Genomic DNA, 25884 nt, shown 5'->3' on the forward strand with positions numbered 1-25884 from the left:
GCCCGCCGCGCACGATCATAGCGGCAAGCCGCAGATCGGGCACATCGGGACCATCCAACAGGCATAGGGAGAGAGGCAAATTGAAAAGAATCGGTATCGATGTCGGCGGCACCTTCACCGACGTCGTCATGGTGGATGACGAAACGGGGCGCATCTGGTCGACCAAGGTTCCCACGACGCCGAAGGATCGCGTCGTCGGCACGGTGGAAGGCTTTCGCAAGATTCTCGAACTCTCGGGCGCGGCGAGCACGGACGTCGCGTTTCTCGGACACGGCACGACGATGGCGACCAACATGGTCGTCGAAGGCACGGGCGCCAAGACCGCGCTCGTGACCACGCGCGGCTTTCGCGACATCCTCGAATTGCGGCGCGTCTCGCGCCATGACCGCGCCGATCTCTACGATCTGCTCTTCGACAATCCGCGTCCGCTCGTCGAGCGCCGCTGGCGTCTCGAAGTGACCGAGCGCATGCGTTACGACGGCGACATTGCGACGCCGCTCGATCATGCCGAACTCGAAGCCATCGCCGCGCAGATTCGCGAATCGGATGTCGAAGCCGTCGCCGTGTGCCTGCTGCACGCGCATGTGAATCCGAAGCACGAGCGCGAAGCCGTCGATACGCTGCGCCGCCTGCTGCCGGACCGCTTCATCTGCGCATCGCACGAAGTCAATCCCGAAGCGATGGAATACGAGCGCGCAAGTTCGACCGTGATCAACGCGATGCTCGGTCCGGTGTGCGGCCGCTATATCGGTCGGCTCATCAGCGCGCTCGCGCAACTGGGCTTCGCGGGCAAGTTCCTCTTCATGCAATCGAACGGCGGTCTCGCCAGCCCGGCGATGGTCGCGGACCGTCCGATCGTGTTGCTCGAATCCGGTCCGGCGGGCGGCGTCTCGGCGGCGATTCGCAACTGCGAGAAGAGCGAACTGAAGAACGCGATTCTCGGCGACATGGGCGGCACCACGTTCGATGTCTCGCTGATCCGCGATTTCCGCCCCGAACTGCGCAACAAAAGCGTGCTGCACACGTACACGGTGCGCTCGCCGAGCATCGATATCGATTCGGTCGGCGCGGGCGGCGGCTCGATCGTGTGGATCGATGCGGGCGGCGGCGTGCGTATCGGACCGGAAAGCGCGGCGGCCGATCCCGGCCCCGCGTGCTATGGACGCGGCGGCACGCGCCCGACCGTCACCGACTGCAATCTCGTGCTCGGCTATATCGACCCGGACAGCTTCCTCGGCGGCGAATTCAAGCTCGATGCGAAAGCCGCGTGGCGCGTCGTCGATGAAGTCATCGCGAAGCCGCTCGGCGTGTCCGTGCCGGAAGCGGCGCAAGTGGTGCGCTCGGTGGCGAACGCGCTGATGGCGCAGGCCATTCGGATCATGACCGTGGAGCGCGGCTACGATCCGCGCGAATTCAGCTACATCTGCTACGGCGGCGCGGGTCCGGTGCACGCGGTCGATCTCGCGCAGGAAATGGGCATTCGCCGCGTCGTGATTCCGCCGCTGCCGGGCCTTTTTAGCGCCTTCGGCATGACGGTGGCGGATCAGCAATACGACTATCAGCGCCCGCTCGAAAGCGATCTCGCCAAGACCGACGACGCCACGCTCGCCAAGGCGCTCGACGATCTGCGCGCGCAGGGCATGGACGAATTGCAGCGTCACGGCGTGGATGCGCAAGGCGTGAAGGTCGTGCGTCTCGCGGATTGCCGCTACGCCGGCCAGCCGGATGTCATCACCGTGGAAGTGCAGGACGACACCGATGGCCTGTGCGCGTCGCTTGCCGGGAACTTCGAGGCCGCGCATCTGCGGCAATGGAACTTCGTGAGCAAGGACAAGCCCATCGTCGTCGCGAACGTGCGGCTGCAACTCGTCACATCGACGGGCTGGCGCGGCGGCGTCGCGCAGAAGGACGGCGGCGCGCTGCCGAAGCCCGCGCGCACCCGCGACGTCTATGTCGATGGCAACGTCCGCACGCTGCCCGTCTTCGCGCGCACCGAGATTCCCGTCGGCGCGACGATCGAAGGGCCGGCCGTCATCGAAGAGCACAGCAGTTGCGCGGTGCTCAAGGCGTCGCATGTGGCGCGCGTCGATCCTGATCTCAACCTCGTCATCGAACTGGCAGCCTGATTTATGGACATCGTTACCTACGAAATCATCCGCAGCAGTCTCTTCGCGGTCGCGCGTGAAATGAAGATCGCGATGATGCGAACGGCGGGCAGCCCGCTCATGCACGCAAGCGGCGACTCTTCCGCCGCGATCTTCGACGCAGACATGCAACTCGTCGCGCAAGGCAACGACATCCCGACGATGCTCGGCTCGGCCGTCATCTCGACGCGCGTTTCCGTCGAAGCCGTGGGCCGCGAGAACCTGCGCCCCGGCGACGTGATCGTCAGCAACGACGCGTATGTCGGCGGCGGCAATCATCAGCCGGACGTGCAGTTCACGCGGCCGGTGTTCGCGGACGGCGAGATCGTCGCGTTCGTGATGACGCGCGGCCACTGGACGGACATCGGCGGACAGTCGCCGGGCAGCTATACCGTGACGACGTGGGACGTCTTCGCCGAAGGCATCCGCATTCCGCCGGTGCTGCTGTATCGCAACGACGAGCCGGTGAAGGACATGCTCAACCTGCTCACGAAGAACAGCCGCAACGCGCACGAACTGCTGCTCGACATTCAGGCGCAGTACGCGGGCACGTTCGTCGGCGACAGGCGCATTGGCGAACTCGTCGCGAAGTACGGCGCGGATGCGCTCGCCGAAGTCATGAGCCAGAGCCTCGATCATTCGGAGAAGCTGATTCGCGCGGAGATCGCGCGCATTCCCGACGGCGTCTACGAAGCGGAAGAGTATCTCGATCCCATCGAAGCGCCGGGCTGGAAGCAGGAGCGGCCGCTTCTCAAAGTCAAGGTGACGGTCGCGGGCGATCACATCACGTTCGACTACACCGGCACCGGCGCGCAAGTGCGCGGCGGCATCAATTGCCCGCTTTCGGTGACGTGCAACAGCACATGGTTCACGGTGAAGGCGCTGACCGATCCGGCGATTCAGATCAACCAGGGCTGCTATCGGCCGGTGACGATCATCGCGCCCGAAGGCAGCGTGCTCAATTGCCAGTATCCGGCGTCCGTCGTCTCCGGCAACACCGAGACTTCGCCGCGCGTGATCGACCTGCTGCTGAAGGCGCTCGCGCCCGCGGTGCCGGAGCGCATCACCGGGCAAAGCAACTGCGCATCGTGCGCGGGCATCTTCAGCGGACGCGATACCGACGCCGCGCGCGTCGCGGTGACGGGCCAGGCGTTCGTCACGATGCACGATGTCCACGCGGGCGGCATGGGCGCGCGCGCCGAGAAGGATGGCGTGAGCGGCGTGCGCGTGTATGTGGGCAATGCGGGCAGCCAGTCCATCGAGATGATCGAGGCGACATCGCCGCTCGTCGTCGAGGAATGGTCGCTCGTCACCGATAGCGGCGGCGCGGGCCGTCGCCGGGGCGGGCTGACTTCGCGGCGCGTGTATCGCGTGGAATACGAAGAAGCCACGTTCACCGTGTCCGGCGAGCGCGGACGTTCCGCGCCCGAAGGCCACTTCGGCGGCTTGCCCGGCACGCGCTTTCACTGTAGCGTGCAGCGCGCGGACGGCAGCGAGCAGAAAGTGGCCGCGAAGGGCGGGCAGACGGTCGTATATCGCGGCGACCGCGTGACCGTGCAGCCCGCGGGCAGCGGCGGATACGGCGATCCGGCGACGCGCGAGCGCGAACGCGTCGAAGCCGACGTCGCCGATGGCTACATCAGCGAGGATTCGGCGCGGCGCTTCTACGGCCAAGGCGAGACCGCGACGCACGACGAACCCGCGTTTGCGGTGGCCGCCGAATGAGCACGCGCGACGACACCGCGAAGCCGCTGCCGCTCGAAGGCGTGTGCGTGGTCGAGATCGGCCACAGCCTCGCCGCGCCGTATGCGGGCATGATTCTCGGCTCGCTCGGCGCGACGGTCATCAAGATCGAGAGCGCGGAAGGCGGCGACTATGCGCGCGACTGGGGTCCGCCCTTCATCGACGGCGCGGCGGCGCTTTTTCATGCGGTCAATCACGGCAAGTCGAGCATCGCGATGTCGCTGTCGAATGCCGATGAAGCCGGCGCGTTGCGCGAACTGATCCGCACGCGCGCCGATGTCGTCTTGCAGAACCTGAAGGCGGGCGGCACCGAGAAGTACGGCCTCGGCGCGCACGACATGCTGCGCATGAAGCCCTCGCTCGTGTACTGCAATCTCGGCGCGTTCGGCACGGCGGGGCCGTTGCGCGACAAGCCCGGCTACGACCCGCTCGTGCAGGCGCTCTCCGGCCTCATGAGCTTTCTCGGTCAGCCGGGCGAGCCGCCGAGCCGCATCCCCGTTTCGGTGAACGACATGGGAACGGGGCTGTGGGCCGCGATCGGCGTGCTGGCCGCGCTCTTTCGCCGGCAAGCGACGGGCGAGGGCGAAGTCGTCTCCGTATCGCTCTATGAGACGGCCATTAGCTGGGCGGGCATCCAGATCGCCGACTATCTCGCCTCGGGCGTGCTGCCGGGGCGCTGGGGATCGGGCACCGCTGCGATCGTGCCGCATCAGGCGTTCGAGTGCGCGGACGGCACGATCATGGTCGCGGCGGGCAACGATCGCCTCTTCCGCCGCCTGTGCGATGTCCTCGACGTCCCCGCGCTCGCCGCCGACGCGCGTTTCGCGACCAACGGCGCGCGCGTGCAGAACCGCGTCGCGCTGATCGATCTGCTGCATGCGCAATTCGGCAGGCAGGGCAGCGCGCACTGGCTCGCCGCGCTCGATGCGGCCGGCATTCCGAGCGGCCCGCTTCAGACGATCGATCAGGTCGTCGCGCACGATCAGACGAAAGCGCTCGATCTTCTGCGCACCACCGACGACGGCGCGGCCACGGTGGTCGGCGTGCCGATCTCGTTCGGCGGCGCGCGTCCCGCGCATACCGGCCGCACGCCGAAGCTCGGCGAACACAATCATCTGCTGGCGAAGACGCCACTGGAGACACCTTGAAACTTGCAAAGCATCTCGGCCAAGAGCCGCTGCAGACGTTGCAGCTCGAAGACATCGACCAGCAGATTCTGGTGGTCACGCTCAACCGCCCGACCGTGTCGAACGCGATCAGCAGCGGCATGGGCCAGGAACTGATCCGCGTATTCGGCGCGCTCGAAGCGGACCCGTCGCTGTATCGGTGCGTGATACTCACCGGCGCGGGCGATCGCGCGTTCTGCGGCGGCGCGGATCTCAAACAGCGCGAAGGCATGACCGACGACGACTTCGGCGTGCAGCACTATCTCTTCGAGCGCATGAACCGCGCGATCACGTATTGCCCGCTGCCGCTCATCTGCGCGGCCAATGGATCGGCGGTGGCGGGCGGGCTGGAACTGCTGCTCGCATGCGACTTCGCGTATGCCGCGAAAGACGCCGTCTTCGGCTTCACCGAAGTCAAGCGCGGCATCATGCCGGGCGGCGGCGGCACGCAGCAGTTGCCGCGCACCATCGGCACGCGGCGCGCGAAAGAGCTGATCTTCCGCGGCGCGCGTTTCTCGGCGGAAGAGGCGCTCGCATGGGGCGTCGTGAACCGGCTTTCCGAGCGGGGCCGCGTGCTCGCGGATGCGATCGAAGCCGCGCGCGACATCTGCACGAGCGCGCCGCTTTCCGTCGCGCAGGCGAAAAAGGCCATCGATCTCGGCATGCAGGGCGATCTGCGCACGGGCCTTTACGTCGAAATCGAAGCGTACAACCGCCTGATTCCCACGGCGGACCGGCAGGAAGGCATCAGCGCGTACAACGAGAAGCGGCAGCCCGCGTTCAAGGGCCGCTGATGGAACCGATGTAACCGATGCACGCGATGCACGCGACGACGTAAGCATCAGGCACCGGCCGGCATCGACCGGCCGGCACGACACCCGGATTCACCGGAGGAGACAGACATGACCCCCAACCCTGGCAGTTTCGACGCGCCCGACGCCGAGCGCACCTACGCCAAGATCACGCGCAGGCTGATTCCGTTCCTGTTCCTGTGCTACGTGTTCGCGTTTCTGGACCGCATCAATATCGGCATTGCGCAACTCGACATGAAGCATGACGTGGGCTTCAGCGATCTCACGTACAGCATCGGCGCGGGCATCTTTTTTCTAGGCTACGTGCTGATGGAAGTGCCGAGCAATCTGCTGCTCGCGCGCATCGGCGTCAAGCGCACGTTCTCGCGCATCATGATTCTGTGGGGATTGATCGCGGCGGGAACGGCGTTCGTTACCCTGCCTTCGCATCTGTACACGGTGCGCTTCTTTCTCGGACTTGCGGAAGCCGGCCTCTATCCCGGCGTGATCTTCTATCTCACGCGCTGGTATCCGGTCGAGCGCCGCGCGAAGGTCATCGCCATCTTCACTTGCGCGACGGGCATCGCGGGACTCTTCGGCGGGCCGCTTTCCGGCGCGCTGATGACGTACTTCAACGGCTACGGCGGCTTGCACGGCTGGCAGTGGATGTTCATCGTGCAAGGTCTGCCCGCGACCGTGCTCGGCGTGCTGGCGTTCTTCTATCTGGAAGACAGCCCGCAACAGGCGAAGTGGCTCACCGAAGACGAGAAGAACATCGTGTTGCGCGACATCCGCAAGAGTTCGAGCGTGTCCGCGACGCATGCCGAACACACGTTCTCGCGCGCGCTCCGCGATTTCCGAGTCTATGTGATGGGTTTCGTGTGGTTCGCGCAGATCGCGGGCGTGTTCGCCATCGGCTTCTGGCTGCCGACGCTCATCAAGAGCGCGGGCGTGCAGACGGCGCTCGGCGTGGGCTGCTATTCCGCGATTCCGTACTTCGTGAGCTGGATCGCGCTCATTCTCATCAACCGCCATTCGGACCGCACGATGGAGCGCCGCTGGCACTGCGCCGTGCCGATGGTCTGCGGCGCGGCGGGCCTCGTCATCGCGGCGTTCACGACCGGCAATCTCGCGCTCTCGCTCGTCGCGCTTTCGGTTGCGACGGCCGGCATTCTCGCGCCGAATCCGCTCATCTGGGCGATCTCGACCGACTACATTCGCGGCAGCGGCGCGGCGGGCGGCGTCGCGATGATCAATTGCATCGGCTTGCTCGGCGGCTTCGTGAGCCCGATGATCATCGGCTCGATCAAGACGCTCACGAACAGCATGGTCGGCGGTCTCGGCGCGATTGCCGTCTTGATGGTGCTCGGCGCGATCGCGGCGGTGGCCTTCGCGCCGTCTACGTCGGCGGCCGTGAAGAAGGACGAAGGCCATGCCGAAACCGGCGGAACCGTCGCGGACGCGACGCTTTGACAAGGACACCGAAATGAATGACGAAGTGAGCGCGACACCGGCTGTCCGTGTGCGCGAAGTGGGCTTGCGCGATGGCTTGCAAATGGTCCGCACCATCCTCTCGACCGGGCAGAAGCTCGAATGGTGCAGGCGCATGGTCGAAGCGGGCGTGCGCGATATCGAGGTCACGTCGTTCGTGCCGCCGAAGATCGTGCCGCAGTTCGCGGATGCGGTCGACGTGGCGCGCGGCGCGATCGAGATAGCGGGGCTGCATGCGGCCGCGCTCGTGCCGAACCTGAAAGGCGCGCAGCGCGCATTCGACGTAGGCGTGCAAAAGGTGCATTACGTGCTCTCCGCGAGCGACGCGCACAACATGAAGAACGTGCGGCGCAGCACGGCCGAATCGGTGGAGGATTTCGCGCGCATCGTCGCCGATCGTGATGCACGCGTTGCGGGCAACCCACGCGCGATGCTGGGCGCGGGCGTCGCGACCGCGTTCGGCTGCACGATTGCGGGCAAGGTCGAAGAGCGCATCGTGCTTGCGCTCGTCGAGACGCTGATCGAGGCCGGCGCGGACGAAATCACCGTCGCGGATACGGTCGGGTATGCGAATCCGGGGCAAGTGCGGGCATTGATGCGCCAAGTCTGCGCGCTGGCGGGCGCGGTGCCCGTTGCGTGTCACTTCCACGATACGCGCGGCCTCGGTCTCGCGAACGTGCTCGCCGCGCTCGATGCCGGCGTGCGCGCGTTCGACTCGTCGCTCGGCGGGCTTGGCGGCTGTCCGTTCGCGCCGAACGCGACCGGGAACATCAATACCGAGGACACGGTGTTCCTGCTGGAAGCGGAAGGAATCGATACGGGCATCGACATCGACAAGCTGCTCGCGATGCGCGAGACGCTCGCCGCATGGCTGCCGGGCGAGGCGTTCACCGGCGCGATTGCGCGCGCCGGGCTGCCGAAGACGTTCGCGCAGGCGCTGGCGGCCTGACGCGCGCGAACGCTCAGCGCCTCACGCCGCGAGTCTTTCCAGAAGTTCCACCAGCAGATCGGGATTCAGCACCATCGCATCGTGGCCGGTGTCGATGGTTTCCCATCCCCATCCCGGCAACGCGCGAATGCGCTCGCGCACCGGCAGCAGCGTGTCATACGACGGATTCGCGCAATGCACATACGTGCGGGGCAGGCCGTTGCCGAGCGGATTCGCGAGCGTCAGCGGCGTGCGGTACGTCGCGAGCGGATGCGGCGTGAGACGCCGGCGCACCCAGCCGGCGAGCGGATGATCGTCGGGGATGCCGGTGCCCGCGAGACCGTTGACCGGCATCGCGAGCGTCTGGCCGCTCGCCTTCACCGCGTCCATGCGTTCCTTGACGACGCTTGCCGGCAGCACGTCGAAGGCCGTCTGTCCACTTTCGACGAGCAAGCTGTCGAGCATGACAAGCGCGCGGATCGAGCCGGGCATGCGGTCCGCGACACCCGAGGCCACCAGTCCGCCGAAGCTATGGCCGACGAGCACGACATCGCTCAACTCTTCCGATTCGATCAGGTTCTCGATGTCCGCAATGGGCACGTCGATGGAACTCGCCGCTTCGACGAGATGCCGCCGGTCGCCGAGCCCCGTGAGCGACGGCGCGAACACGCGATGCCCGCGCGCCGCGAGACGTTCGACGACGAAGCGCCAGCACCAGCCGCCGTGCCATGCGCCGTGGATCAGCACGAAGGTTCTTGTTGAAGTCGTATGCGTCGGATCGGGTGCGGCGACGTCGGACATGGGCGTTGGGCTCCGTGGATGCGCAATGATGAACGCATCGTACATGGATCGTTGCGGGGGCGCTGTCGGGGAAAGTTCGGGTACTTCGGTGCGGCCGCCGCGTTGCCGGGGTTCATTCTTCTCGCCAATCGGTTTAATAACCGGCTGAAGGTGTACCGCGCGCGGTGGTTGATGGCATGGCTTACAGGGCGTGATGCACCGCGTGTGGCGTTCCGTTCGAACGATTCCTCGGAAGCGGGTAACTATCGATGCAGCGAGAGCCGTTGCGCGACGCGATGAGGAACTGCTCTTAGTCAGTGAAGATGGTCAGTCGCCATGCTTCATGGCATATACCGCCAACGACATATGACGTAATTCGATACATCGAAGCCGACATTAGCGATACCGTAGAAAGCTCGCCGCTTGGCGATATTACAATAGGACGACTATATAAATGGTAATGCCGGTTCATCTGTATCTTACGGACGATCAAGATCGTCCTTTGCGCGGGTCAAGCACGGTTCAGGGTCGTGAAGGAAGCATCGAAGTGATCGCGCTTTCGCATTGCTTCAGCGTGCCGGTTGATCCACAGACAGGAAACGTGACAGGGCAGCGTACACATACGCCGCTCACAATAGAGAAGGAAATCGACTGTTCGACGCCCGTGCTCCATCAGATGCTCCGCGATTCGAGAACGCTCAAGTGCGCGGAGGCGGTCTTCTATCGGATCGATCACGCAGGAAAGGAAGAGGCGTACTACACGATAAAACTTGAGGGCGTAAAGCTCGGTTCGATCATGGCACTCATGCCCAATATGAAGGACAAGCGCTGCGAACTATTCAATCACATGGAAAGCGTCGAACTCTTTTACGACACGATCTCATGGCACTATCACGATGGCAATCTCAAAGCCACCGACGCTCTGAAGGCAGCACGCGAAGAGGCGGTCTGAAATGGCGATACGTTGCACATTCACATTGAACAATCGAAACACGTCAACGCTCGTCTGTTCGGGATATGGCACGGTTGAAGCATTCTCTGGCCGGATGCGGGGACGTGACAACCCCGATGCGATAACATTGGAAGGGATCGGACCCATTCCCAAAGGCACGTATTACCTGGTAGATCGTCAGTCAGGCGGCATGTTCGGAGCGGTACACGATGCGCTGTCGCCTAGGCTCGGATCGACTGACAGGACAAAGTGGTTCATGCTGTGGAATCCAAAGACCGGTGACATCACGAACATACAGGGCGTCCGTCGCGGTCAGTTCCGGCTGCATCCAGCAGGAGACCGAGGACTTAGCGAAGGCTGCATTACTCTCGTCAATCCCGCTGAATTCGAATTGCTGCAGCGATTCATTCGTAGATCTCCGCCGCTTCTGCTTTTGCCGGGCACAACGTTGAAAGCATACGGTACGGTCACGGTCAAATGAGGCACAAGCATCTTCGTAAGGTCGTGCATGCCTTGTCGCTGCTCGTCGCGTCCTTTCTGATTGGCGCGGCAATGACGCGCTTCCTCATCCTTGATTCCGGAATGATGCCCGATTGGACGGCCTCGTCTATCCGGTTCCTGCTTGAGAAAGTGCGAGTTGGAGAGTCGGTCGGTGCCGAGGACATACAGGACGCGGACTTCCTCATCATCCTGTTGACGTGCTGGTCCGTCGCTCTACTCGTCATGTTCGCCGCATCTCGTTTGACCGGACGCGTCGTGGCTTCGGCATCGTTACGTCTAGCGCTGATTGTGGCTGCGTTCGCCAGTGCCTACATCGCGGCAGAATGGCTCGAAGCTGTTCTGCTCCCGCCTGTGCAGTACATCGAACCGGAGGGCTTTCGCGTTCCTTGCCATGCTGGCTTGATCCTGTCGTGCTGGCTGGGCGGGCTCGGAGCGTCATTCGCAGCACTTTGTCTCATTCGTCGGTATCGCGCAGGACTTTGTCGGCGCATTACAGGCAACCCCGAGAAGAAATAATCAGCGTCAGACATTTCCATGCTCTTCGCGGGCGTTCGCGCGCATTACTACTCGAAGCTGTTCACCCAAGCGCCGCGTCCTTCGTCACGATCTTGCGCGGAATAAGTTTCAAGTCATAGAACGCATCCGCGATGCGCTGTTGCTGCGCGAGCACTGATCCATCAATGGGCTTGTAGACGTGCTCATAGTGTTCGAGCCCCGCCTTGATGATCGCGGCGTCCAGCCCCTGAATGGGCGCGAGTTGCGCGGCGGCCGCAGCGGTGTTTTGCCGTACCCATTGGCCCTGCCGACCGAGCGCATCCATCGTGACGGCAAGCACGTCCTTGCGCTTTTGCGCGAATTCGCGCTGGCTCAGGAAGAACTGATGATGGCTTGCGACGCCTTGCGCATCCGCGATCAGCCGTGCGTTACTCTGCGCTTGCGCGGCTGCGAGAAACGGGTCCCAGATGGCCCATGCGTCGATGGCTTGTCGTTCGAGCGCGGCGCGGGCATCGGCGGGCGGAAGGAAGACCGGATGAATGTCGCTGTAATCGAGGCCATGCTTGCGCAGCAGCGCGACGATGAACCAGTGCACGTCCGAGCCCTTGTTGAAGGCGATCTTCTTGCCCTTGAGATCGGCGACGCTCTTGATGGGCGAATCGTGCGCGACGACCACGCCTTCCGCGCGCGGCGTCGGAATTTCATAGGCCGTATAGACGAAATCCGCGCCCGCTGCCTGCGCAAAGACAGGCGGCGCTTCGCCGACATAACCGAAATCGATCGCTCCGACGTTCAGGCCTTCGAGCAATTGCGGACCGGCGGGAAACTCCGTCCATGAAACGGTGACGTTGAGCGGCGCAAGCTGCTTTTCGAGCGTGCCGTTCGCCTTCAACAGCACGAGCGTGCTCGCCGCTTTCTGATAGCCGATGCGCAAGCGCTGGCTTTCGAACTTCGCCCACGATGGCGCGGCCACGCCCGCGAGCGATGCGGCCAGCGCGGTGACGAACGTCCTGCGGCTTTTCGATGTCATGCGAATCATAGTGCGAAGTCTTCAGGCAAGGGATAAACAAGCACGAGAGGTGCGCTCCGGCCCGCCATGCTATCGAACGCGGCGCGGCCCGCGAAGTGACGTTTGCTGCTAAGCAAATCAGCATCGGCATCGTGCAATGCAAAGCACGGATGCGGGAATTCAAAGCTGAATTCGATCGTTCGCCTAGACAGCGCCCGTCCCTAAACTGGCCTACTCGTCGCCGCGCGACCGACGATTTTTTCCACGCAATGAATAGACATTCGAGGAGTAGTGCATGAACGTATTCTGGTTCGTCCCGACCCACGGCGATAGCCGCTATCTCGGCACGTCGAAGGGCGCGCGCGCCGCGGACCTCGCCTATTTTCAGCAGATCGCGGTAGCCGCCGATACGCTCGGCTATCAGGGCGTGCTGCTGCCGACGGGCCGTTCCTGCGAGGACGCGTGGGTCGTCGCATCGAGCCTCATTCCCGTGACGAAGAAGCTCAAGTTTCTCGTCGCGATCCGGCCGGGACTGTCGTCGCCGGGGTTGTCGGCGCGCATGGCGTCCACGTTCGACCGTCTGTCCGGTGGACGTCTACTCATCAACGTCGTCACAGGAGGCGATTCCACTGAGCTCGAAGGCGACGGCGTATTCGTCGATCACGATACGCGCTATGAAATCACCGATGAATTCCTGCATATCTGGCGGCGTCTGCTGAGCGCATCGCACACGAACGATGCCATCGAGTTCGAAGGCAGGCATCTGCAATCGAAGGGCGGGAAGGTGCTGTATCCGCCGGCGCAAGCGCCGCATCCGCCGTTGTGGTTCGGCGGATCGTCGGCGGCTGCGCACGATATCGCCGCGACGCATATCGACACGTATCTCACCTGGGGCGAGCCGCCCGAAGCGGTCGCGAAGAAGCTCGCCGACATTCGCGCGCGCGCAGAGGCCCAGGGACGCGAGATTCGCTTCGGCATCCGTCTTCATGTGATCGTGCGCGAAACGGAAGAGGAAGCGTGGGCCGCAGCGGCTAGCCTCATCAGTCATCTCGACGATGAAACCGTCGCGCGCGCGCAAGCGTCGTTCGCGAAGATGGATTCGGAAGGACAGCGCCGCATGGCGCAACTGCATGGCGGCAAGCGCGGCGGGCGCGAAACGCTCGAGATTCATCCGCACTTGTGGGCGGGCGTCGGTCTCGTTCGCGGCGGCGCGGGAACTGCACTCGTTGGGAATCCGAAGCAAGTTGCGGCGCTCATGAAGGAATACGCGGACCTCGGCATCGAGACGTTCATTCTCTCCGGTTATCCGCATCTTGAAGAGTCGTATCGCTTCGCGGAACTGGTCTTTCCGCTACTCGACATGGAGCGCGGCGAGAAGAAATCGGAAAAGCGCAGCGGACCGCTTTCCGGGCCGTTTGGCGAGATCGTCGGAACGAGCTATCTGCCGCAGGCAAGTCAAAGCTGAGCGTGATCACGCACTATCGTCGGAGGATAAAAAGCATGGCCGATGTACTCGCTCAAGCAATTCCCGCTGCGCAGCCAAAGAAGCGCAGCATGTCCCGCTTTCTCAAGCATGTATTTTCCGTGGCGGCGCCGTGGCTCGTGCCGCTCGCCATCCTGCTGCTTTGGGAATACGCCGCGCGCTCGGGCGCATTGTCCACGCGCGTGTTGCCGGAGCCGCTTGCCGTGGTCAAGTCGGCATGGGCGCTCGTGCAGTCGGGGAACATGTGGGCGAACGTCAAGGTCAGCGCGTGGCGCGCGCTGCTCGGGCTTGCCATCGGCGGGGGCGTGGGATTGCTGCTCGGACTGTGGACGGGCCTTTTCCGGCCGATCGAAATCGCGCTGGATTCCACGGTGCAAATGATCCGCAACATCCCCGCGCTCGCGATGATTCCGCTCGTCATCCTGTGGTTCGGCATCGAGGAGGAAGCGAAGATTTTTCTCGTCGCGCTGGGCGTGTTCTTTCCGATCTACGTGAACACGTTTCATGGCATACGGTCCGTCGATGCGAACCTGATCGAGATGGCGCGCAGTTATGGCGTGAAGGGCTTCGAGCTGTATCGCGATGTCATTCTGCCGGGCGCGCTGCCTTCCATTCTCGTCGGCGTGCGCTTCGCGCTCGGCCTCATGTGGGTCATGCTGATCGTGGCCGAAACGATCTCGGCGCAATCGGGCATCGGCTACATGACGATGAACGCGCGCGAGTTCCTTCAGACCGATGTCGTGGTCGTCGGCATTCTGCTGTATGCGGTGCTCGGCAAGCTCGCGGACGTGCTCGCGAAGGGCATCGAACGCGCGGCGCTGCGCTGGCATCCGGCTTATCAACGAGGAGAGAAGGCATGAGCGCGACCGCCCCTGTATCGACGAGGCGCAACGACGTTCGCGTGCAGCCTCGTGTGCGCGCAGTGACGAACGATGTCGCCGACATCGCGGTTGAATTGCGCGGCGTGCACAAGCGTTATGGCGATCGCGCGGTGTTATCCGACTTTGACCTTTCGATCGAACGCGGCAGCTTCGTCTCCATCGTCGGGCGCAGCGGCTGCGGAAAATCGACGCTCCTGCGTCTCATTGCGGAACTGGAAGCGCCGAGCGGCGGCGCGTTGACGAAGCGCGCACGCAATGGCGCGGTGCTCGATACGCGCATCCTGTTTCAGGACGCGCGTCTCTTGCCCTGGAAGACGGTGCTGCAGAACGTGATGCTCGGCTTGAAGAAGCGTGCGCGCGACGATGCGCGGGCTGTGCTGGCCGAAGTGGGCTTGCTCGAGCGCGCGAATGACTGGCCGTCGCAATTGTCGGGCGGACAGCGGCAGCGCGTGGCGTTGGCGCGTGCGCTGGTTCATCGTCCGCAACTGCTTCTGCTCGATGAGCCGCTCGGCGCGCTCGATGCGCTGACGCGAATCGAAATGCATGCGCTGATCGAGCGGCTATGGCGCGAACATCGCTTTACGGCGCTGCTCGTGACGCATGACGTGCATGAGGCCGTCGCGCTCGGCGACCGCATCCTGCTCGTGGAAGAAGGGCGCATCGCGCTCGATCAACCCGTCGCGCTCGAAAGACCGCGCAGGAACGTATCGGCGCAGGCGTCGGCGCTCGAAGAGCGTGTGTTGCGGCGCATTCTGAAGCAGGAGTGAGCGCGGCTTGCGTGTCATGCGGGGACTTAGTGCTGCGGCGCGCCGTCCCATGCAGGCAGCGTGACGCCGTGGTACACCTTGAGAATCGCCGAGGCCACGTTCGCCTGCTGATAGCTCTGCACGAGCGTCTTGACCCACGGCGCCTGCGCATCTTTCGCATTGACGGCGATGAAGTTGCGGTACGGATTGCCCGTCACATCTTCCTGCGCAATGCGCTCTTGCGGAATCTCGATGCCGGCCTTGATCGCCCAGTCGGTGTTGACGACAGCAGCATCCAGATCGCCGATTGCGCGGCCGACGATGCCCGCGTCCAGTTCCTTGATCTGCACATGCTTTGGGTTGCTCGAAATATCGCGAGCGGTCGGCAGCATACCGACGCCGTCGCGCAGCTTGATGACGCCGTTCGCCTGCAGTAGCAACAGCGCGCGGCCTTCATTGCTCGGATCGTTCGGCACGCCGATAGCCGCGTTCTCTCGCAGCGCGGCGACCGACTTCACCTTGCGCGAGTAGAGGCCGATAGGCTGCACATACGTGAAGCCGACCGGCACGATGGCGTAGTGACGCGCGGCGATCTGCGCATCGAGATAAGGCTTGTGCTGGAACGAATTCGCGTCGAGATCATGCTGCGCGAGCGCTTCGTTTGGCTGCGTGTAGTCGGAGAAAGTCGTGACCTTGACGGTGATGCCTTCTTTCGCGGCGTTCGCGGCGACGGTGCGCCAGACATCCTCGTCCTCGCCGGACATGATGCCGACGCGCACCGTCTGCGTGACAGCGCATGCGGGCTGCGTATTCACGATGCCGCATGCGATAAGTGCAGAAAATAGCGCGTTTCTAAAGGGCTTTTCGATGTTCATGGTTGCGCACGCTCGCGTGTTGAAAGGCCCTGATGCTAGAGACCGCGCACGCCTTGCGCAAATAACATCGATTGCTATCGTTATCGCCGAATGTGAGCGATACGAAAGCATTGCGCACGCACTATGAACATCGACGATGCGCGTCAGCCCTGCGCAACCGCCACGCGATGCTCAAGCGCGTCACGCGCATTCGATGCCTCATGCGCGCCGAACGCGAGCGCAAAGGTCGAGGCCTGCCGTCCCACCGTGCGAAGCTGTTCGACGACCTTCGGGTCCGAGCATGTATCGGCGGTTTCGAAGCGCGTTTCGAGCGTATTCACGGCGGCGCCGAAGGGCGTTGGCCAGCCGCGCAACGCATGCACGATGGAACGCAGCGACGTGAGCACCGTTCCCGCCGCTTGCCATCCATATGCGGTCACGATGCTGCCGACCGCGCGGCCATCGAGATAAGGACGATCGTCGAGGCGCAGCTCCTCGAGCGTATCGAGCGCGTTCTTGACGAGGCCCGATATGCCGCCGTGATAACCCGGCGTCGCGATGATGAGCGCGTCCGCGCGGCGCACGCTTTCGATGAGTTCGTGCTGTTCGTCCGTCAGCGCGCGGGCATCGGGCGAATAGTGCGGAAGGCTTTGAAGGAAAGCGCCGCCGAAGAGTTGCACGCGCGCGCCCGCTTCCTGCGCGCCTTTCAGTGCGAATGCAAGCGCGCGTTCGGTCGATGACGCGGGCCGTGTCGTACCGCCTATCCCGACGACGAGCGGCTGGCGCGAGGATGAATTCTGGACCACGTTTTGACTCCGTTGAATGTCGTTGGCTTTGCTGCCGGCCGTGGAGCGAATCATCATAGCGAGCGCTTGCGCGCAGGGGAACGCATCAATTGCGCTAAGGATATTCGCTACGCTCGCGGCATGCGCGGTGCTTATTCCGTTTGCGGATGTCGTCATCACAGCAAGCGCGCATAGCATCGGGCGAACGCTTCGTTGCCATGCGCGCGAACCTTGTCCTAGCATCGGGCGTTCTGCGCACGCCGCGTCTTTCCATCACGACGATAAACTCATGACCCATCGACCGGCTCCGACCGACATCGCCATTCATCCATTGATCGCCGGACGATGGAGCCCGCGCGCGTATGCCGAGCGTCCCGTCGCGCATGCGCAAGTCATCGCGCTGGTGGAAGCGGCGCGCTGGGCGCCGTCTGCGTATAACGTGCAGCCGTGGCGCTTCGTCGTATTCGAGAAGTCGCAGGATCGCGAAGCGTTCGACCGCGCGTTCGCTACGCTCGTGCCGTTCAATCAAGGCTGGAACCGGCATGCGCAAGTGTTGATCGCCGTGCTCGCGGATACGCTGACCGCCAAAGGCACCGCGAATGCGAGCGCGAGTTACGATGCCGGAGCCGCTGCAATGGCGCTGCTGCTTCAGGCCCATGCGCAGGACCTCGCCGCTCACGCGATGGGCGGCTTCGACGGCGACGCGCTCAAGCAGGCGTTCTCGATTCCCGAGCGTTACACCGCGTTGAGCATGATCTCGGTCGCACATCATGGCGACGCGCAGGCGCTGCCCCCCGAGCTCGCCGCGCGGGAAGCCGCGCCTCGCGCGCGACTGCCGCTCGAAGAGATCGCGCATTTCGGTGGCTGGACCGACGCGCGATAGGCGTGACGCGATGAGCATCATGCGATAAGCGTGTCGGGTTAAGCACGCGCAAGCAGGCATTGCCAACCTGCGCTAATGTCTTCCTTCTGGCCCTTCCGCACGAACGCTTGCCTTCACCGCGCAAGCGTTGCGCAATGCAATCGACAGCAAGGAGATTTTCCCGATGGACTATGTGAAACTCGGCACGACCGGCCTCGACGTGTCGCGCATTTGCCTTGGCTGCATGACCTTCGGCGTGCCCGGGCGTGGCACGCATCCGTGGACGCTCGATGAAGAGAAGAGCCGTCCCATCATTCAACAGGCGCTCGATGCGGGCATCAACTTTTTCGATACCGCCAACTCCTATTCCGATGGCACGTCGGAAGAAATCGTCGGGCGCGCGCTGCGCGAACTCACGAAGCGCGATGACATCGTGATCGCGACGAAGGTATTCAATCGCGTGCGGCCCGGCCCGAACGGTGCGGGGCTGTCGCGCAAGGCCATCTTCAATGAGATCGACAACAGCTTGCGGCGTCTCGGCACGGATTACGTCGACCTTTATCAGATTCATCGATGGGACTACGCGACGCCGATCGAAGAGACGCTCGAAGCGCTGCACGATGTCGTGAAAGCGGGCAAGGCGCGGTATATCGGTGCGTCCTCGATGTATGCGTGGCAGTTCAGCAAGGCGCTTCACACGTCGCGCGCGAATGGCTGGACCGAGTTCAGGACCATGCAGAATCACTTGAACCTGCTGTATCGCGAGGAAGAACGCGAGATGTTGCCGCTTTGCGCCGATCAGGGCATTGGTGTGCTGCCCTGGAGCCCGCTCGCGCGCGGACGTCTCACGCGGGAATGGGACGCGACGAGCGAGCGCCAGCAAACGGATGCGTTCGGCAGCACGCTTTATCAGACGCATGACGCGGATCGCGCCGTCGTCGAAGCGGTGGCGTCGGTCGCGAACGCGCGGGGCGTGCCGCGTGCGCAAGTGGCCCTCGCATGGGTCGCGCAAAAGTCGCCGGTGACTGCGCCGATCATCGGGGCATCGAAGCCGAATCACGTAAGCGATGCAGTCGCGGCCCTTTCGCTGAATCTCACGCCCGAGGAAATCGCGCAACTCGAAGCGCCCTACGTGCCGCATGCGGTGGCGGGTTTCAAGTGACGCGGCCCGCGCGGAATTACTTCGACATGCTAACGATACGGCTATCTTTTGTAGTGGACGTGACGAGCCGCGAGCGCACGAAGCTGATGTGTTCGCGCAGCACGTAGAGCGCATCGATATAGGCGAGCGGCAGTTTGAGCGTATTGAGCGATTCCTCGATGTAGTCGAGTTCGACGAGCAGCGCGCGCCGCTCGTCATCGCTCGACAGATGCATCGCACCGCGTTCCAGTGCGATCAGCGCGCCGTAATAGCGATAGATGCGCGATCGCACTCGCCATCGATACAACGCGGGCACGAGCCTGAGCGCCGGAAAGATCAGCACCGCGACGGGCAGCAGCAACACGAGCGCGCGGTCCGCGACGTTCGCGAGCCAGAACGGAAGCGTGCGATAAAGAAAGCTCTTGCCCGAGCGATAGTAGCGGCTCGCATCCTCGCTGATCGGGAATTCATGCGCGACGGGGCTGGGAAATTGGCCCGCGCGCTGCAGGATTCCCGCCGTGCCGTTCACTTCCTGCGCGGCTTCGATCAGCAGATCCGAGAGCGCCGGATGCAGGCTCGGGCGCGCGACGAGTTCGACCGTCGGGCTGATGAGATGCACGGTCTCCGGTGGAATGCGACGGCCCAGGTCCAGCACGCCGGGCGGCAATTCGATATCGTCGAGATATGGAAAGAGACGCGTGTACGCGCGGGCTTCGTTGAAGTCCATCACCGAGATGCCGGGCACCTTGAGCAGACGCAGCATCAGCGCGCGCGTGGCGGAATCGCCGCTGAGGAACACGGCGTCGGCCTCGTTGCTGACGAGTTGTGTCGCGGCCTGAAGGCCATCGGTGGGAAGAAGCTGCGTGCTGCCGCCGGGCGCGATGCCGTTCGCCTCGAGCAGCTTGAGCGACAGCACGCGCGTTCCGCTGCCCTCGCGTCCGATCGCCACGCGCTTGCCTTCGAGTTGCGACAGCAGCGTGAGGCCCTTGCCGCGATAGAACACGACGATCGGCACATACGCCACGCTGCCGAGCGACATCAGCGACGACGCCTGCTCGCGGCTCGCGATGCCGCCCTGCACGAGCGCGAGGTCGACATGCGCCTTGGGATCGAGCAGGCGCTCGAGGTTCTGCACGGAGCCATCGGATGGCAGCACGTTCAGCGTGATGCCGTTGCGCGCGAGAATCTTCGCGTATTCCCGCGCGATCTGATGCAGCGAGCTATCTGTCTGACCCGCGCTGATGGTGATGGAGCGGGGCGGCGCCGGATCGATGAGCCAGACGACGAGCGCGATCGCGAGCGCGCAGGCAAGCACGAAAGGGCCGATGGTCCATGTCAGATCATGAACGATGCGCCTCGAATGATCGTGCGGCAGAGGCGGGCGTTTCATGAAATCGCGCGGCATGGGCGAGACAAGCTGCGTTCGTGCATGCTGGAAATGCAGGGAGGGACTTCGCGCATGTCGATCCTCGTGCGAGGGAGCGGTGAGTCGCAGTGTAGCGCCAGGCGCCGCGACGCTTGGCGCGAGTGTCGATCAGGCCCAGTGCGCCGGGACCCACACCGCGCCCGCCCAGTGCCCGGGAATCCAGACGGCCGGTTGCGGCGTGGGCGCGACGTAGACGGTGGCCGGCGGCGGAGGCGGCGGCGCAGCGACGACGACTGCGGTGCTCGACGTGACGGCCGTACCGGTGACGACCGTCGTCGCGTGCGTGCCGCTCGTCGCGCTGACGCCGCCCGAAGCCACGACGACGCCCGGAGCGACGCTCGTTGCGCTGCCCGCATGCGCGATGGTGCCGCCGTTCGCGGTATCGACGGTGCCGTATCGATTGCATGTATAGCCGGCGCAATTCGTCGATGCGGCATGCGTCGATGTATTGCCGTTCGGTCCTGTTACCGAGCCCGAGGACGAGTATTGTCCGGGCGCGTTGCGCGTGACGTTGTTCGCGGTCGTCGCGGTGTTACCGTCGGGTCCGGTCATGCTGCCGGTGTGCGAACAGGTGCCGCTCGCGCAACTCGTGTCGCCCGCGTGCTGCATCGAGCGTCCGTTGGGGCCGTAGGCGGTGCCCGCGTTGGAGAACTGGCCCGGCGCGGTGTGCGTCACGGTGCCGGCATTGGTCGCGACGCCGCCCCACGGATTCATCACGCCGCCCGCGTGCGAGCAGCTTGCGCCGCCGCATGAGCCGACGTGCGCGCCGCTATATGCGCCGCGGCCCGTGTAGGCGGTGCCGCCGCGTGCCCAGCCTGCAAACGCGGCGCTGCTCGACAATGCAAGCGCCGCTGTCGTCGCGAGAATCAGCAGCCGGCGCACGGCGGTTTTCGTTGCATCGTTCGATGTGTCGTTCACGGGATGTCCTCGTTGGTCGGTGAGCCACATCGCGGCAAGCCCGTTTCGTGTGGCGACGCGATCACTATAGGAAAACCGGCCCGGGAAGTCTCGCGCGAACTTGTTGCATGCGATGTCACGCCGCGCCGATGCGCCTTCTCATGCGCGCATCACGACTTGTCATACGAAGGCGGTTGCGGATTGTGCGCGGGGTTCGTGTCGTGCTTGCGGATATCGGCGATGGCGTCGCTCATTTGCGCTTTCAGCTCGTTGAGACCGGCTTCGAGCGCATCGGCGATGGCCTTGTCATAGATTTCCTCGCCATGCACATGGATTGTGAACGCTTCGAGGTACTTGGCCTTCTTCGCGGGATTCTCGATTGTCTCGCGCGTCCAGCGATAGAGCGGATAGTGCTGCGTGCCTTCGCGCTCGGCTTCGGCGACGTAATCGGCGAACGCATCGAACTGGCATTTGAGCGCGGCGTCGTGCTTCGCGAGCAGGGCATCGAGCGGTGCAAGCGCAGCATCGTGCGGATGCTTGCGCGCGATGTCGGCATAGCGCGGACTCAGCCGGATGCGAACCTGATATTGCCACGCATCTTTCGATTCGTCGGTGGGTAGCTCGGTCATGGACGTGCTCCTTTCAAGAAGATGATGCGCGATGCGCGGGCCGTGCACATCGCCGGAAATGAACTACACTTTCCCTCGCATCGTGCAACGCATTGTGCGCGATGTCGTTCATTGCAGGCGAGAACAAGAGGAGGGTAACAGTGAGCCTTCGTCACTCGATGTTCTGCCCGTGCTGCGGCGACATGCAGCCGGGCGCCGCAAGCCGGCGTCGCTTTCTCGCGATGGCCGCACAGAGCGCCGCGGCGCTCGCCGTGTTCCCACATCTTGCACGCGCCGACGACAGCGTGCCCTTCATTGCCTACGATTCCGTTCCCGACCCGGTGCGCCTGCCGCGCGATGTGTACTTCGGCGAATGCTCGGGCGTCGCGCTCAACTCCGCGGGACATGTGTTCGTGCTTTCGCGCGGCAATTCGATCGGACCCGCGTATGGCGCAGCCGCCGCGCAATTGCTCGAATTCGACCGCAACGGACGCTTCGTGCGCGAGATCGGGCATAACCTGTATGCGTGGTCGTTTGCGCATACCGTGAAGGTGGATCGCCAGGACAACGTCTGGGTGACGGACAAGGGCTCGGACATGATCATCAAGTTCACGCCCGAAGGCCGCGTGGCGATGGTGTTCGGCCGCAAGCAGGAAGCCTCCGACGAGGATACCGCGCCGCTCAAGCATCCGAATCCGCCGTTGCCCTCGGAGCCGGGACGCTTCAGGCAAGTCACCGATGTCGCGTGGGATACGGCGGGCAACACATATATAAGCGATGGTTATATCAACTCGCGCGTGGCGAAGGTGGACCGCGACGGTAACTGGCTGAAGTCGTGGGGCGACCGTGGCAAGGGGCCGGGGCAGTTCCATACGCCGCACAGCATAGCCGTCGATGCGAACAACATGGTCTATGTCGCCGATCGCAGTAACCGCCGCATTCAGGTCTTCGACGGCGAGGGAAACTTTCAGCGCCAGTTCACGATCGATGTCCCGGTGCCCGCCGATGCGCGTCCGGCTATCGGCAACATGCCCGACGAAGCGGCGATTGCGGCGGGCACGTTCGCGCCCGGTTCGCCATGGGCGATTTGCATATCGCCGGGGCCGAATCAGGTGCTCTATAGCGCCGATGCTTTCCCTGGCCGCATCTACCGGCTTTCACTCGATGGAAAGGTGCTCGGCGTGCTGGGTCAGGCGGGCAAGCAACTCAAGCAGTTCGGATGGATTCACGAGATGGCTTGCCCCGCGCCGGACACGCTTTTCGTGGCGGAGTTGCTGAACTGGCGGGTGCAGAAGCTGGTGTTGCGGGGGTGACGAGGGAATCGGCGGTTGGTCGCTCGCTTGCGCGGGGTGAGTTCGATGCTACGGCTTTTGCTTCACTGGTCTTCGGCGCGGGTGGTCCTCTGGGTGAGGACGAATGCCGCATGCAAATGTCGCGCAGCAACAGGGCTGATTGCTGTTGGGACTGTGTCGGACGGCTTATGTGAGTGGTGCTAAGAGTGCTGGTGTTCGTTGCCGGCTGCATCTGGCGTGCGATCGTTTTCTTGCATGCAGTCGACCGCATGCAAAACGCGACAGCCGGGAGCCGGTCGGGTTTTCATTGCTGGCGTGCATCCGGTTCTTGTATGCGGCATGCAAATGGCGCTTGGGGCAAACAGCTTGATTTCCCTCTACCGGCTGACCTGACCTCGTGCCCGCTTTCACTCTTGGGCGCATGGTCGGCGCGATCTGCATTCTTCATGCAATCGACCGCATGCAAAGTGCAACCGCCGCGCGCGAGTCCACGTTGCATCACGGGTCGCGCATCTCGTCCTTGTATGCGGCGCGCCGCCTCGAAAACTCGTGCAAAGCAAGCAGCCTGTTGCCGCACATTGCGGGACGGCTTCGCGTTTGCTTTCGGTTTCGCTCTTGCCTGCTTCTACCGTGCGATCCGCATACTGCATGCGCTCGAACGCATTGGGAACTGAGGCGCGGTAGACGGGCCTTGTACCGCTATTTTGTGCATTGCATGCCGCATGCAGGGCCTGCGGACGGTAAGGCAACCAGCTGTCGTACTTTGTCGGGCGCTTTCCTGCCGGCTTGCATGCACAATGCGATCGCGCATGTCGCCTACACCCGACCGCACACACGATTCATCCTCCGCGCGCGAGCCCACTCTTCATCGCTGCTTCGTTCCACAGATGCATCGCCGCATAAGCGCGCCACGGACGCCAGCGCTCCGTGTACGCGCGTTGCTGCGCGGGCTTCACGAGCGCGGGGTCCCGTCGTGCGATGGCCTGCATCAGAACGAGGTCGGCATCGGGCCACGCGTCCCGGTCGCGTAGCGCGCGCATCGCAACATAACCGACAGTCCAGGGGCCGATGCCCGGCAACGCGAGCAAGTCGCGCTTGATACGCTCGACGTCGGCGCCCGGCGTATCGATGGGCAACGCGCCCGTCGCGACCGCATCGGCGAAGCGCTGCACCGCTTGCACGCGCTTGCCCGGCATGCCGATCTTCTCGAGGTCTGCGGCGGCGAGTTCGGCGGGCGTCGGAAAGCGCCATGCAGTACGCGTGTCCGCGTGGCCATCGATGCGTCGTCCCGCGCGCTGGACGATGCGCGCCATGATCGTCGATGCGCCTTTCACGCTGACCTGCTGTCCGACGATGGTCCGCACCACCAGCTCGAAGCCGGACCACGCGCCGGGAACGCGCAATCCCGGCGCCGCTTCGACGAGCGGCGCAAGCATCGGATCCCGCGACAGGCAGCCGGCAATCGCGCGCGCATCGGCTTCCACGTCGAACATGCGCGCAAGCTGCGCCGCGATGTCATCGGCGTATCGGCTCGCGGCGCCATCGATCGCCACGATCAGTCGATGCCTGCTCGCGTGCCGCATGACCTCGACGACGCCTTCTTCGCCACGCCATTCGATCGCGCGGCGATAAACGCCGTCCTCCACCGACTCCACGCCCGCCGACGCTCTGCCGCCGATGAATGAAAGCAGTCGCGCCCAGTCGAAGGGCGGCGTGAAAGGCACTTCGATAGTCGTAACACTGGGCGGATGGGCCGAATGCATTCTGAATGCGGAATTAGAAATGCCAAATGAAGAATGCCGGCAGCCAAGGGCTACTCCGCGCTCATTCTGCGCTCACTCGCGCCGACGAGAATGTTTGCTGAAGGACATCTCACGGACAAGGAGCCCGACATGAACGCCATCTGGATCAGCTTCGTCGCCATTATCATCACGGCTGCGCTCGCGATGATCGCCCCGATCGCGCACTATTCAGCGCATCGAGTCGATAACGCAGGGCCGAGCGCCCATTGCATGGCTACGGCTGCATGTGCCCGCTCGCGCGCCTGAACATGAGCCGCATGACGCTCCCGCGGATTACGCCTCTTTGCCGCCGCGTTTCCTGGCCGCTGCGGGCTTGACCGTCGTGAGCGTGCGCTCGGCGAGCACGGCATCGCGCTTGCCGAGCAGATGCCGGCGCAAGATCGCAGCCATGCGCTGCCCGTCGCGGGTTTCGAGCGCCGCGATCATCTCTTCGTGCTCGCGGATGGCGCTGTCCCACTTCGGCGTCTGAAAGTTCGACCGGAACCGCAGCGCCTGCAAGCGCCGATTGATCGACATGTAGGTTTGCCGCAAGGCCGTATTGCGAGCCGCTTCGTTGATTCTGTCGTGAATCGCGCGATTGAGCGCGTAGTAGCCGGACAGGTCGTTCTGCGCGCGACACTGCACCATCGCTTCGTGCAGCGTCTTTATCTCGTGGATCTCGGCGGGCGTGATGCGTTCGCACGCCAGTTCGCCCGAAAAGCCTTCGAGGCCGCTCATCAGTTCGAACATCTCGCGAATTTCCAGATCGCTGATCTGCGACACCGATGCGCCCCTGTTCGGCGCGATCTCGATCAGACCTTCGGCCGCCAGCACCTTCAACGCTTCACGCAGCGGCGTGCGCGAGATGCCGAGTGTCTCGCACAGCTTGCGCTCGTTGAGCTTGACGCCCGGCGCGAGCAGGCCCTCCACGATGAAGTTGCGCAAGTTGTCGACGACCGTGTCGTGCAGACGCAGCCGTTCGAGTTTGGGAAGCAGCGAGGGCGACAAGCGCGCTTCGGGAATGTCCGGATTTTGCATTCAATACCTCTTATTTCCATTTTGGCGATTCTAGCGCAGGAAAACCGGAAAAAACCGCCAAGGGGTTATCCCTAGGCCGTTCGGCCTAAT

At 63.7% G+C, this 25884-nt stretch carries 25 protein-coding genes; 16 read left to right on the forward strand and 9 right to left on the reverse strand.

All coding sequences use genetic code 11. From position 1 onward, the window contains the following. Positions 1-80: 80 nt before the first annotated feature. The 6 genes from LDZ27_RS26080 (at position 81) to LDZ27_RS26105 (ending at position 8284) form a co-directional block, all read left to right on the forward strand. Positions 81-2126, forward strand: coding sequence for a hydantoinase/oxoprolinase family protein (locus LDZ27_RS26080; RefSeq protein WP_244818170.1), 2046 nt, complete (start codon positions 81-83; stop codon positions 2124-2126). Between the two features lie 3 nt (positions 2127-2129). Continuing rightward, on the forward strand, positions 2130-3869 hold the full coding sequence (locus LDZ27_RS26085) for a hydantoinase B/oxoprolinase family protein (RefSeq protein ID WP_244818171.1): 1740 nt from the start codon (positions 2130-2132) through the stop codon (positions 3867-3869). Next, positions 3866-5035: a CaiB/BaiF CoA-transferase family protein gene (locus LDZ27_RS26090; protein WP_244818172.1), complete on the forward strand. Its 1170-nt coding sequence runs from the start codon at positions 3866-3868 to the stop codon at positions 5033-5035. Before LDZ27_RS26085 ends, LDZ27_RS26090 begins: the two co-directional genes overlap by 4 nt. Continuing rightward, complete coding sequence (locus tag LDZ27_RS26095; RefSeq protein WP_244818173.1) at positions 5032-5847, forward strand: enoyl-CoA hydratase-related protein; 816 nt, start codon at positions 5032-5034, stop codon at positions 5845-5847. Before LDZ27_RS26090 ends, LDZ27_RS26095 begins: the two co-directional genes overlap by 4 nt. Positions 5848-5955: 108 nt before the next feature. Continuing rightward, positions 5956-7317, forward strand: a complete 1362-nt coding sequence (locus tag LDZ27_RS26100; protein WP_244818174.1) for an MFS transporter — start codon at positions 5956-5958, stop codon at positions 7315-7317. Positions 7318-7330: 13 nt separating this feature from the next. Beyond that, positions 7331-8284 carry a hydroxymethylglutaryl-CoA lyase gene (locus tag LDZ27_RS26105; RefSeq protein ID WP_244818175.1) on the forward strand — a complete coding sequence of 318 codons (954 nt, stop codon included), beginning with the start codon at positions 7331-7333 and terminating at the stop codon, positions 8282-8284. Between the two features lie 21 nt (positions 8285-8305). Here LDZ27_RS26105 and LDZ27_RS26110 read toward each other — a convergent pair whose 3' ends face one another. Next, positions 8306-9064: an alpha/beta fold hydrolase gene (locus LDZ27_RS26110; RefSeq protein WP_244818176.1), complete on the reverse strand. Its 759-nt coding sequence runs from the start codon at positions 9062-9064 to the stop codon at positions 8306-8308. Positions 9065-9497: 433 nt separating this feature from the next. On the opposite strand from LDZ27_RS26110, the gene tssD reads away from it, so the two are divergent. From tssD to LDZ27_RS26125, 3 genes are read left to right on the forward strand one after another with little or no spacing between them, the layout of a single operon-like run. Then, positions 9498-9995, forward strand: coding sequence for a type VI secretion system tube protein TssD (gene tssD, locus LDZ27_RS26115; protein WP_244818177.1), 498 nt, complete (start codon positions 9498-9500; stop codon positions 9993-9995). Position 9996: 1 nt separating this feature from the next. Next, positions 9997-10476 (forward strand): DUF2778 domain-containing protein, encoded by a 480-nt coding sequence (locus LDZ27_RS26120; RefSeq protein WP_244818178.1) that lies wholly within the window; start codon positions 9997-9999, stop codon positions 10474-10476. Positions 10477-10508: 32 nt separating this feature from the next. Further along, positions 10509-11012, forward strand: coding sequence for a hypothetical protein (locus LDZ27_RS26125; protein ID WP_244818179.1), 504 nt, complete (start codon positions 10509-10511; stop codon positions 11010-11012). A 61-nt stretch (positions 11013-11073) separates the two neighbouring features. Here LDZ27_RS26125 and LDZ27_RS26130 read toward each other — a convergent pair whose 3' ends face one another. Continuing rightward, positions 11074-12030, reverse strand: a complete 957-nt coding sequence (locus LDZ27_RS26130; RefSeq protein WP_370653490.1) for a sulfonate ABC transporter substrate-binding protein — start codon at positions 12028-12030, stop codon at positions 11074-11076. Positions 12031-12295: 265 nt separating this feature from the next. Here LDZ27_RS26130 and ssuD point away from each other — a divergent pair, with 265 nt between their 5' ends. The 3 genes from ssuD to LDZ27_RS26145 all read left to right on the forward strand — a co-directional run bounded on the left by ssuD (position 12296) and on the right by LDZ27_RS26145 (position 15131). Further along, positions 12296-13465: an FMNH2-dependent alkanesulfonate monooxygenase gene (gene ssuD, locus LDZ27_RS26135; RefSeq protein ID WP_244818181.1), complete on the forward strand. Its 1170-nt coding sequence runs from the start codon at positions 12296-12298 to the stop codon at positions 13463-13465. A gap of 89 nt (positions 13466-13554) precedes the next feature. Next, positions 13555-14343: an aliphatic sulfonate ABC transporter permease SsuC gene (ssuC, locus tag LDZ27_RS26140; RefSeq protein WP_244818182.1), complete on the forward strand. Its 789-nt coding sequence runs from the start codon at positions 13555-13557 to the stop codon at positions 14341-14343. After that, positions 14340-15131: an ATP-binding cassette domain-containing protein gene (locus tag LDZ27_RS26145; protein ID WP_244818183.1), complete on the forward strand. Its 792-nt coding sequence runs from the start codon at positions 14340-14342 to the stop codon at positions 15129-15131. The genes ssuC and LDZ27_RS26145 overlap by 4 nt, the downstream gene beginning before the upstream one ends. 26 nt (positions 15132-15157) lie before the next feature. Here the strand turns inward: LDZ27_RS26145 and LDZ27_RS26150 are convergent, their stop codons facing one another. Together LDZ27_RS26150 and LDZ27_RS26155 are read right to left on the reverse strand one after the other, a co-directional pair. Beyond that, complete coding sequence (locus LDZ27_RS26150; protein ID WP_244818184.1) at positions 15158-15985, reverse strand: MetQ/NlpA family lipoprotein; 828 nt, start codon at positions 15983-15985, stop codon at positions 15158-15160. A gap of 143 nt (positions 15986-16128) precedes the next feature. Further along, positions 16129-16770: an NADPH-dependent FMN reductase gene (locus tag LDZ27_RS26155; protein ID WP_244818185.1), complete on the reverse strand. Its 642-nt coding sequence runs from the start codon at positions 16768-16770 to the stop codon at positions 16129-16131. A gap of 268 nt (positions 16771-17038) precedes the next feature. Between LDZ27_RS26155 and LDZ27_RS26160 the strand changes: the two genes are divergently transcribed. Further along, positions 17039-17632, forward strand: a complete 594-nt coding sequence (locus LDZ27_RS26160; protein ID WP_244818186.1) for a nitroreductase family protein — start codon at positions 17039-17041, stop codon at positions 17630-17632. A gap of 163 nt (positions 17633-17795) precedes the next feature. Next, positions 17796-18773, forward strand: coding sequence for an aldo/keto reductase (locus LDZ27_RS26165; RefSeq protein ID WP_244818187.1), 978 nt, complete (start codon positions 17796-17798; stop codon positions 18771-18773). A gap of 16 nt (positions 18774-18789) precedes the next feature. On the opposite strand, the gene LDZ27_RS26170 is transcribed toward LDZ27_RS26165, so the two are convergent. The 3 genes from LDZ27_RS26170 to LDZ27_RS26180 form a co-directional block, all read right to left on the reverse strand. Continuing rightward, positions 18790-20142 carry a TAXI family TRAP transporter solute-binding subunit gene (locus LDZ27_RS26170; protein ID WP_244818188.1) on the reverse strand — a complete coding sequence of 451 codons (1353 nt, stop codon included), beginning with the start codon at positions 20140-20142 and terminating at the stop codon, positions 18790-18792. 144 nt (positions 20143-20286) lie between these two features. Then, positions 20287-21126 (reverse strand): hypothetical protein, encoded by an 840-nt coding sequence (locus LDZ27_RS26175; RefSeq protein WP_244818189.1) that lies wholly within the window; start codon positions 21124-21126, stop codon positions 20287-20289. A 119-nt stretch (positions 21127-21245) separates the two neighbouring features. Further along, a complete protein-coding gene (locus LDZ27_RS26180; RefSeq protein WP_244818190.1) occupies positions 21246-21704 on the reverse strand; it encodes a hypothetical protein in 459 nt (152 codons plus the stop codon). Between the two features lie 182 nt (positions 21705-21886). Here LDZ27_RS26180 and LDZ27_RS26185 point away from each other — a divergent pair, with 182 nt between their 5' ends. Then, entirely contained in the window at positions 21887-22996 is a 1110-nt protein-coding gene (locus tag LDZ27_RS26185; RefSeq protein WP_370653495.1) for a peptidyl-alpha-hydroxyglycine alpha-amidating lyase family protein, read from the forward strand. A gap of 818 nt (positions 22997-23814) precedes the next feature. On the opposite strand, the gene LDZ27_RS26190 is transcribed toward LDZ27_RS26185, so the two are convergent. After that, entirely contained in the window at positions 23815-24738 is a 924-nt protein-coding gene (locus LDZ27_RS26190) for a DNA-3-methyladenine glycosylase (protein ID WP_244818192.1), read from the reverse strand. A 129-nt stretch (positions 24739-24867) separates the two neighbouring features. On the opposite strand from LDZ27_RS26190, the gene LDZ27_RS26195 reads away from it, so the two are divergent. Further along, positions 24868-25023, forward strand: coding sequence for a hypothetical protein (locus LDZ27_RS26195; protein ID WP_244818193.1), 156 nt, complete (start codon positions 24868-24870; stop codon positions 25021-25023). A 27-nt stretch (positions 25024-25050) separates the two neighbouring features. On the opposite strand, the gene LDZ27_RS26200 is transcribed toward LDZ27_RS26195, so the two are convergent. Beyond that, positions 25051-25794: a GntR family transcriptional regulator gene (locus LDZ27_RS26200; RefSeq protein ID WP_244818194.1), complete on the reverse strand. Its 744-nt coding sequence runs from the start codon at positions 25792-25794 to the stop codon at positions 25051-25053. Positions 25795-25884: the final 90 nt, after the last annotated feature.

Source organism: Caballeronia sp. Lep1P3, assembly GCF_022879595.1.
In the GTDB taxonomy this organism is placed as follows: Bacteria; Pseudomonadota; Gammaproteobacteria; order Burkholderiales; family Burkholderiaceae; genus Caballeronia.

What these genes read in the sequence shown, in the direction of transcription:
- LDZ27_RS26085 (WP_244818171.1), top strand. Translation starts at nt 2,130, where the DNA reads ATGGACATCGTTACCTACGAAATCATCCGCAGCAGTCTCTTCGCGGTC.
- LDZ27_RS26090 (WP_244818172.1), top strand. Translation starts at nt 3,866, where the DNA reads ATGAGCACGCGCGACGACACCGCGAAGCCGCTGCCGCTCGAAGGCGTG.
- LDZ27_RS26100 (WP_244818174.1), top strand. Translation starts at nt 5,956, where the DNA reads ATGACCCCCAACCCTGGCAGTTTCGACGCGCCCGACGCCGAGCGCACC.
- LDZ27_RS26105 (WP_244818175.1), top strand. Translation starts at nt 7,331, where the DNA reads ATGAATGACGAAGTGAGCGCGACACCGGCTGTCCGTGTGCGCGAAGTG.
- LDZ27_RS26110 (WP_244818176.1), bottom strand. Translation starts at nt 9,064, where the DNA reads ATGTCCGACGTCGCCGCACCCGATCCGACGCATACGACTTCAACAAGA.
- tssD (WP_244818177.1), top strand. Translation starts at nt 9,498, where the DNA reads ATGGTAATGCCGGTTCATCTGTATCTTACGGACGATCAAGATCGTCCT.
- LDZ27_RS26120 (WP_244818178.1), top strand. Translation starts at nt 9,997, where the DNA reads ATGGCGATACGTTGCACATTCACATTGAACAATCGAAACACGTCAACG.
- LDZ27_RS26130 (WP_370653490.1), bottom strand. Translation starts at nt 12,030, where the DNA reads ATGATTCGCATGACATCGAAAAGCCGCAGGACGTTCGTCACCGCGCTG.
- ssuD (WP_244818181.1), top strand. Translation starts at nt 12,296, where the DNA reads ATGAACGTATTCTGGTTCGTCCCGACCCACGGCGATAGCCGCTATCTC.
- ssuC (WP_244818182.1), top strand. Translation starts at nt 13,555, where the DNA reads ATGTCCCGCTTTCTCAAGCATGTATTTTCCGTGGCGGCGCCGTGGCTC.
- LDZ27_RS26145 (WP_244818183.1), top strand. Translation starts at nt 14,340, where the DNA reads ATGAGCGCGACCGCCCCTGTATCGACGAGGCGCAACGACGTTCGCGTG.
- LDZ27_RS26150 (WP_244818184.1), bottom strand. Translation starts at nt 15,985, where the DNA reads ATGAACATCGAAAAGCCCTTTAGAAACGCGCTATTTTCTGCACTTATC.
- LDZ27_RS26160 (WP_244818186.1), top strand. Translation starts at nt 17,039, where the DNA reads ATGACCCATCGACCGGCTCCGACCGACATCGCCATTCATCCATTGATC.
- LDZ27_RS26165 (WP_244818187.1), top strand. Translation starts at nt 17,796, where the DNA reads ATGGACTATGTGAAACTCGGCACGACCGGCCTCGACGTGTCGCGCATT.
- LDZ27_RS26170 (WP_244818188.1), bottom strand. Translation starts at nt 20,142, where the DNA reads ATGAAACGCCCGCCTCTGCCGCACGATCATTCGAGGCGCATCGTTCAT.
- LDZ27_RS26175 (WP_244818189.1), bottom strand. Translation starts at nt 21,126, where the DNA reads ATGTGGCTCACCGACCAACGAGGACATCCCGTGAACGACACATCGAAC.
- LDZ27_RS26180 (WP_244818190.1), bottom strand. Translation starts at nt 21,704, where the DNA reads ATGACCGAGCTACCCACCGACGAATCGAAAGATGCGTGGCAATATCAG.
- LDZ27_RS26185 (WP_370653495.1), top strand. Translation starts at nt 21,887, where the DNA reads ATGCAGCCGGGCGCCGCAAGCCGGCGTCGCTTTCTCGCGATGGCCGCA.
- LDZ27_RS26190 (WP_244818192.1), bottom strand. Translation starts at nt 24,738, where the DNA reads ATGCATTCGGCCCATCCGCCCAGTGTTACGACTATCGAAGTGCCTTTC.
- LDZ27_RS26195 (WP_244818193.1), top strand. Translation starts at nt 24,868, where the DNA reads ATGAACGCCATCTGGATCAGCTTCGTCGCCATTATCATCACGGCTGCG.
- LDZ27_RS26200 (WP_244818194.1), bottom strand. Translation starts at nt 25,794, where the DNA reads ATGCAAAATCCGGACATTCCCGAAGCGCGCTTGTCGCCCTCGCTGCTT.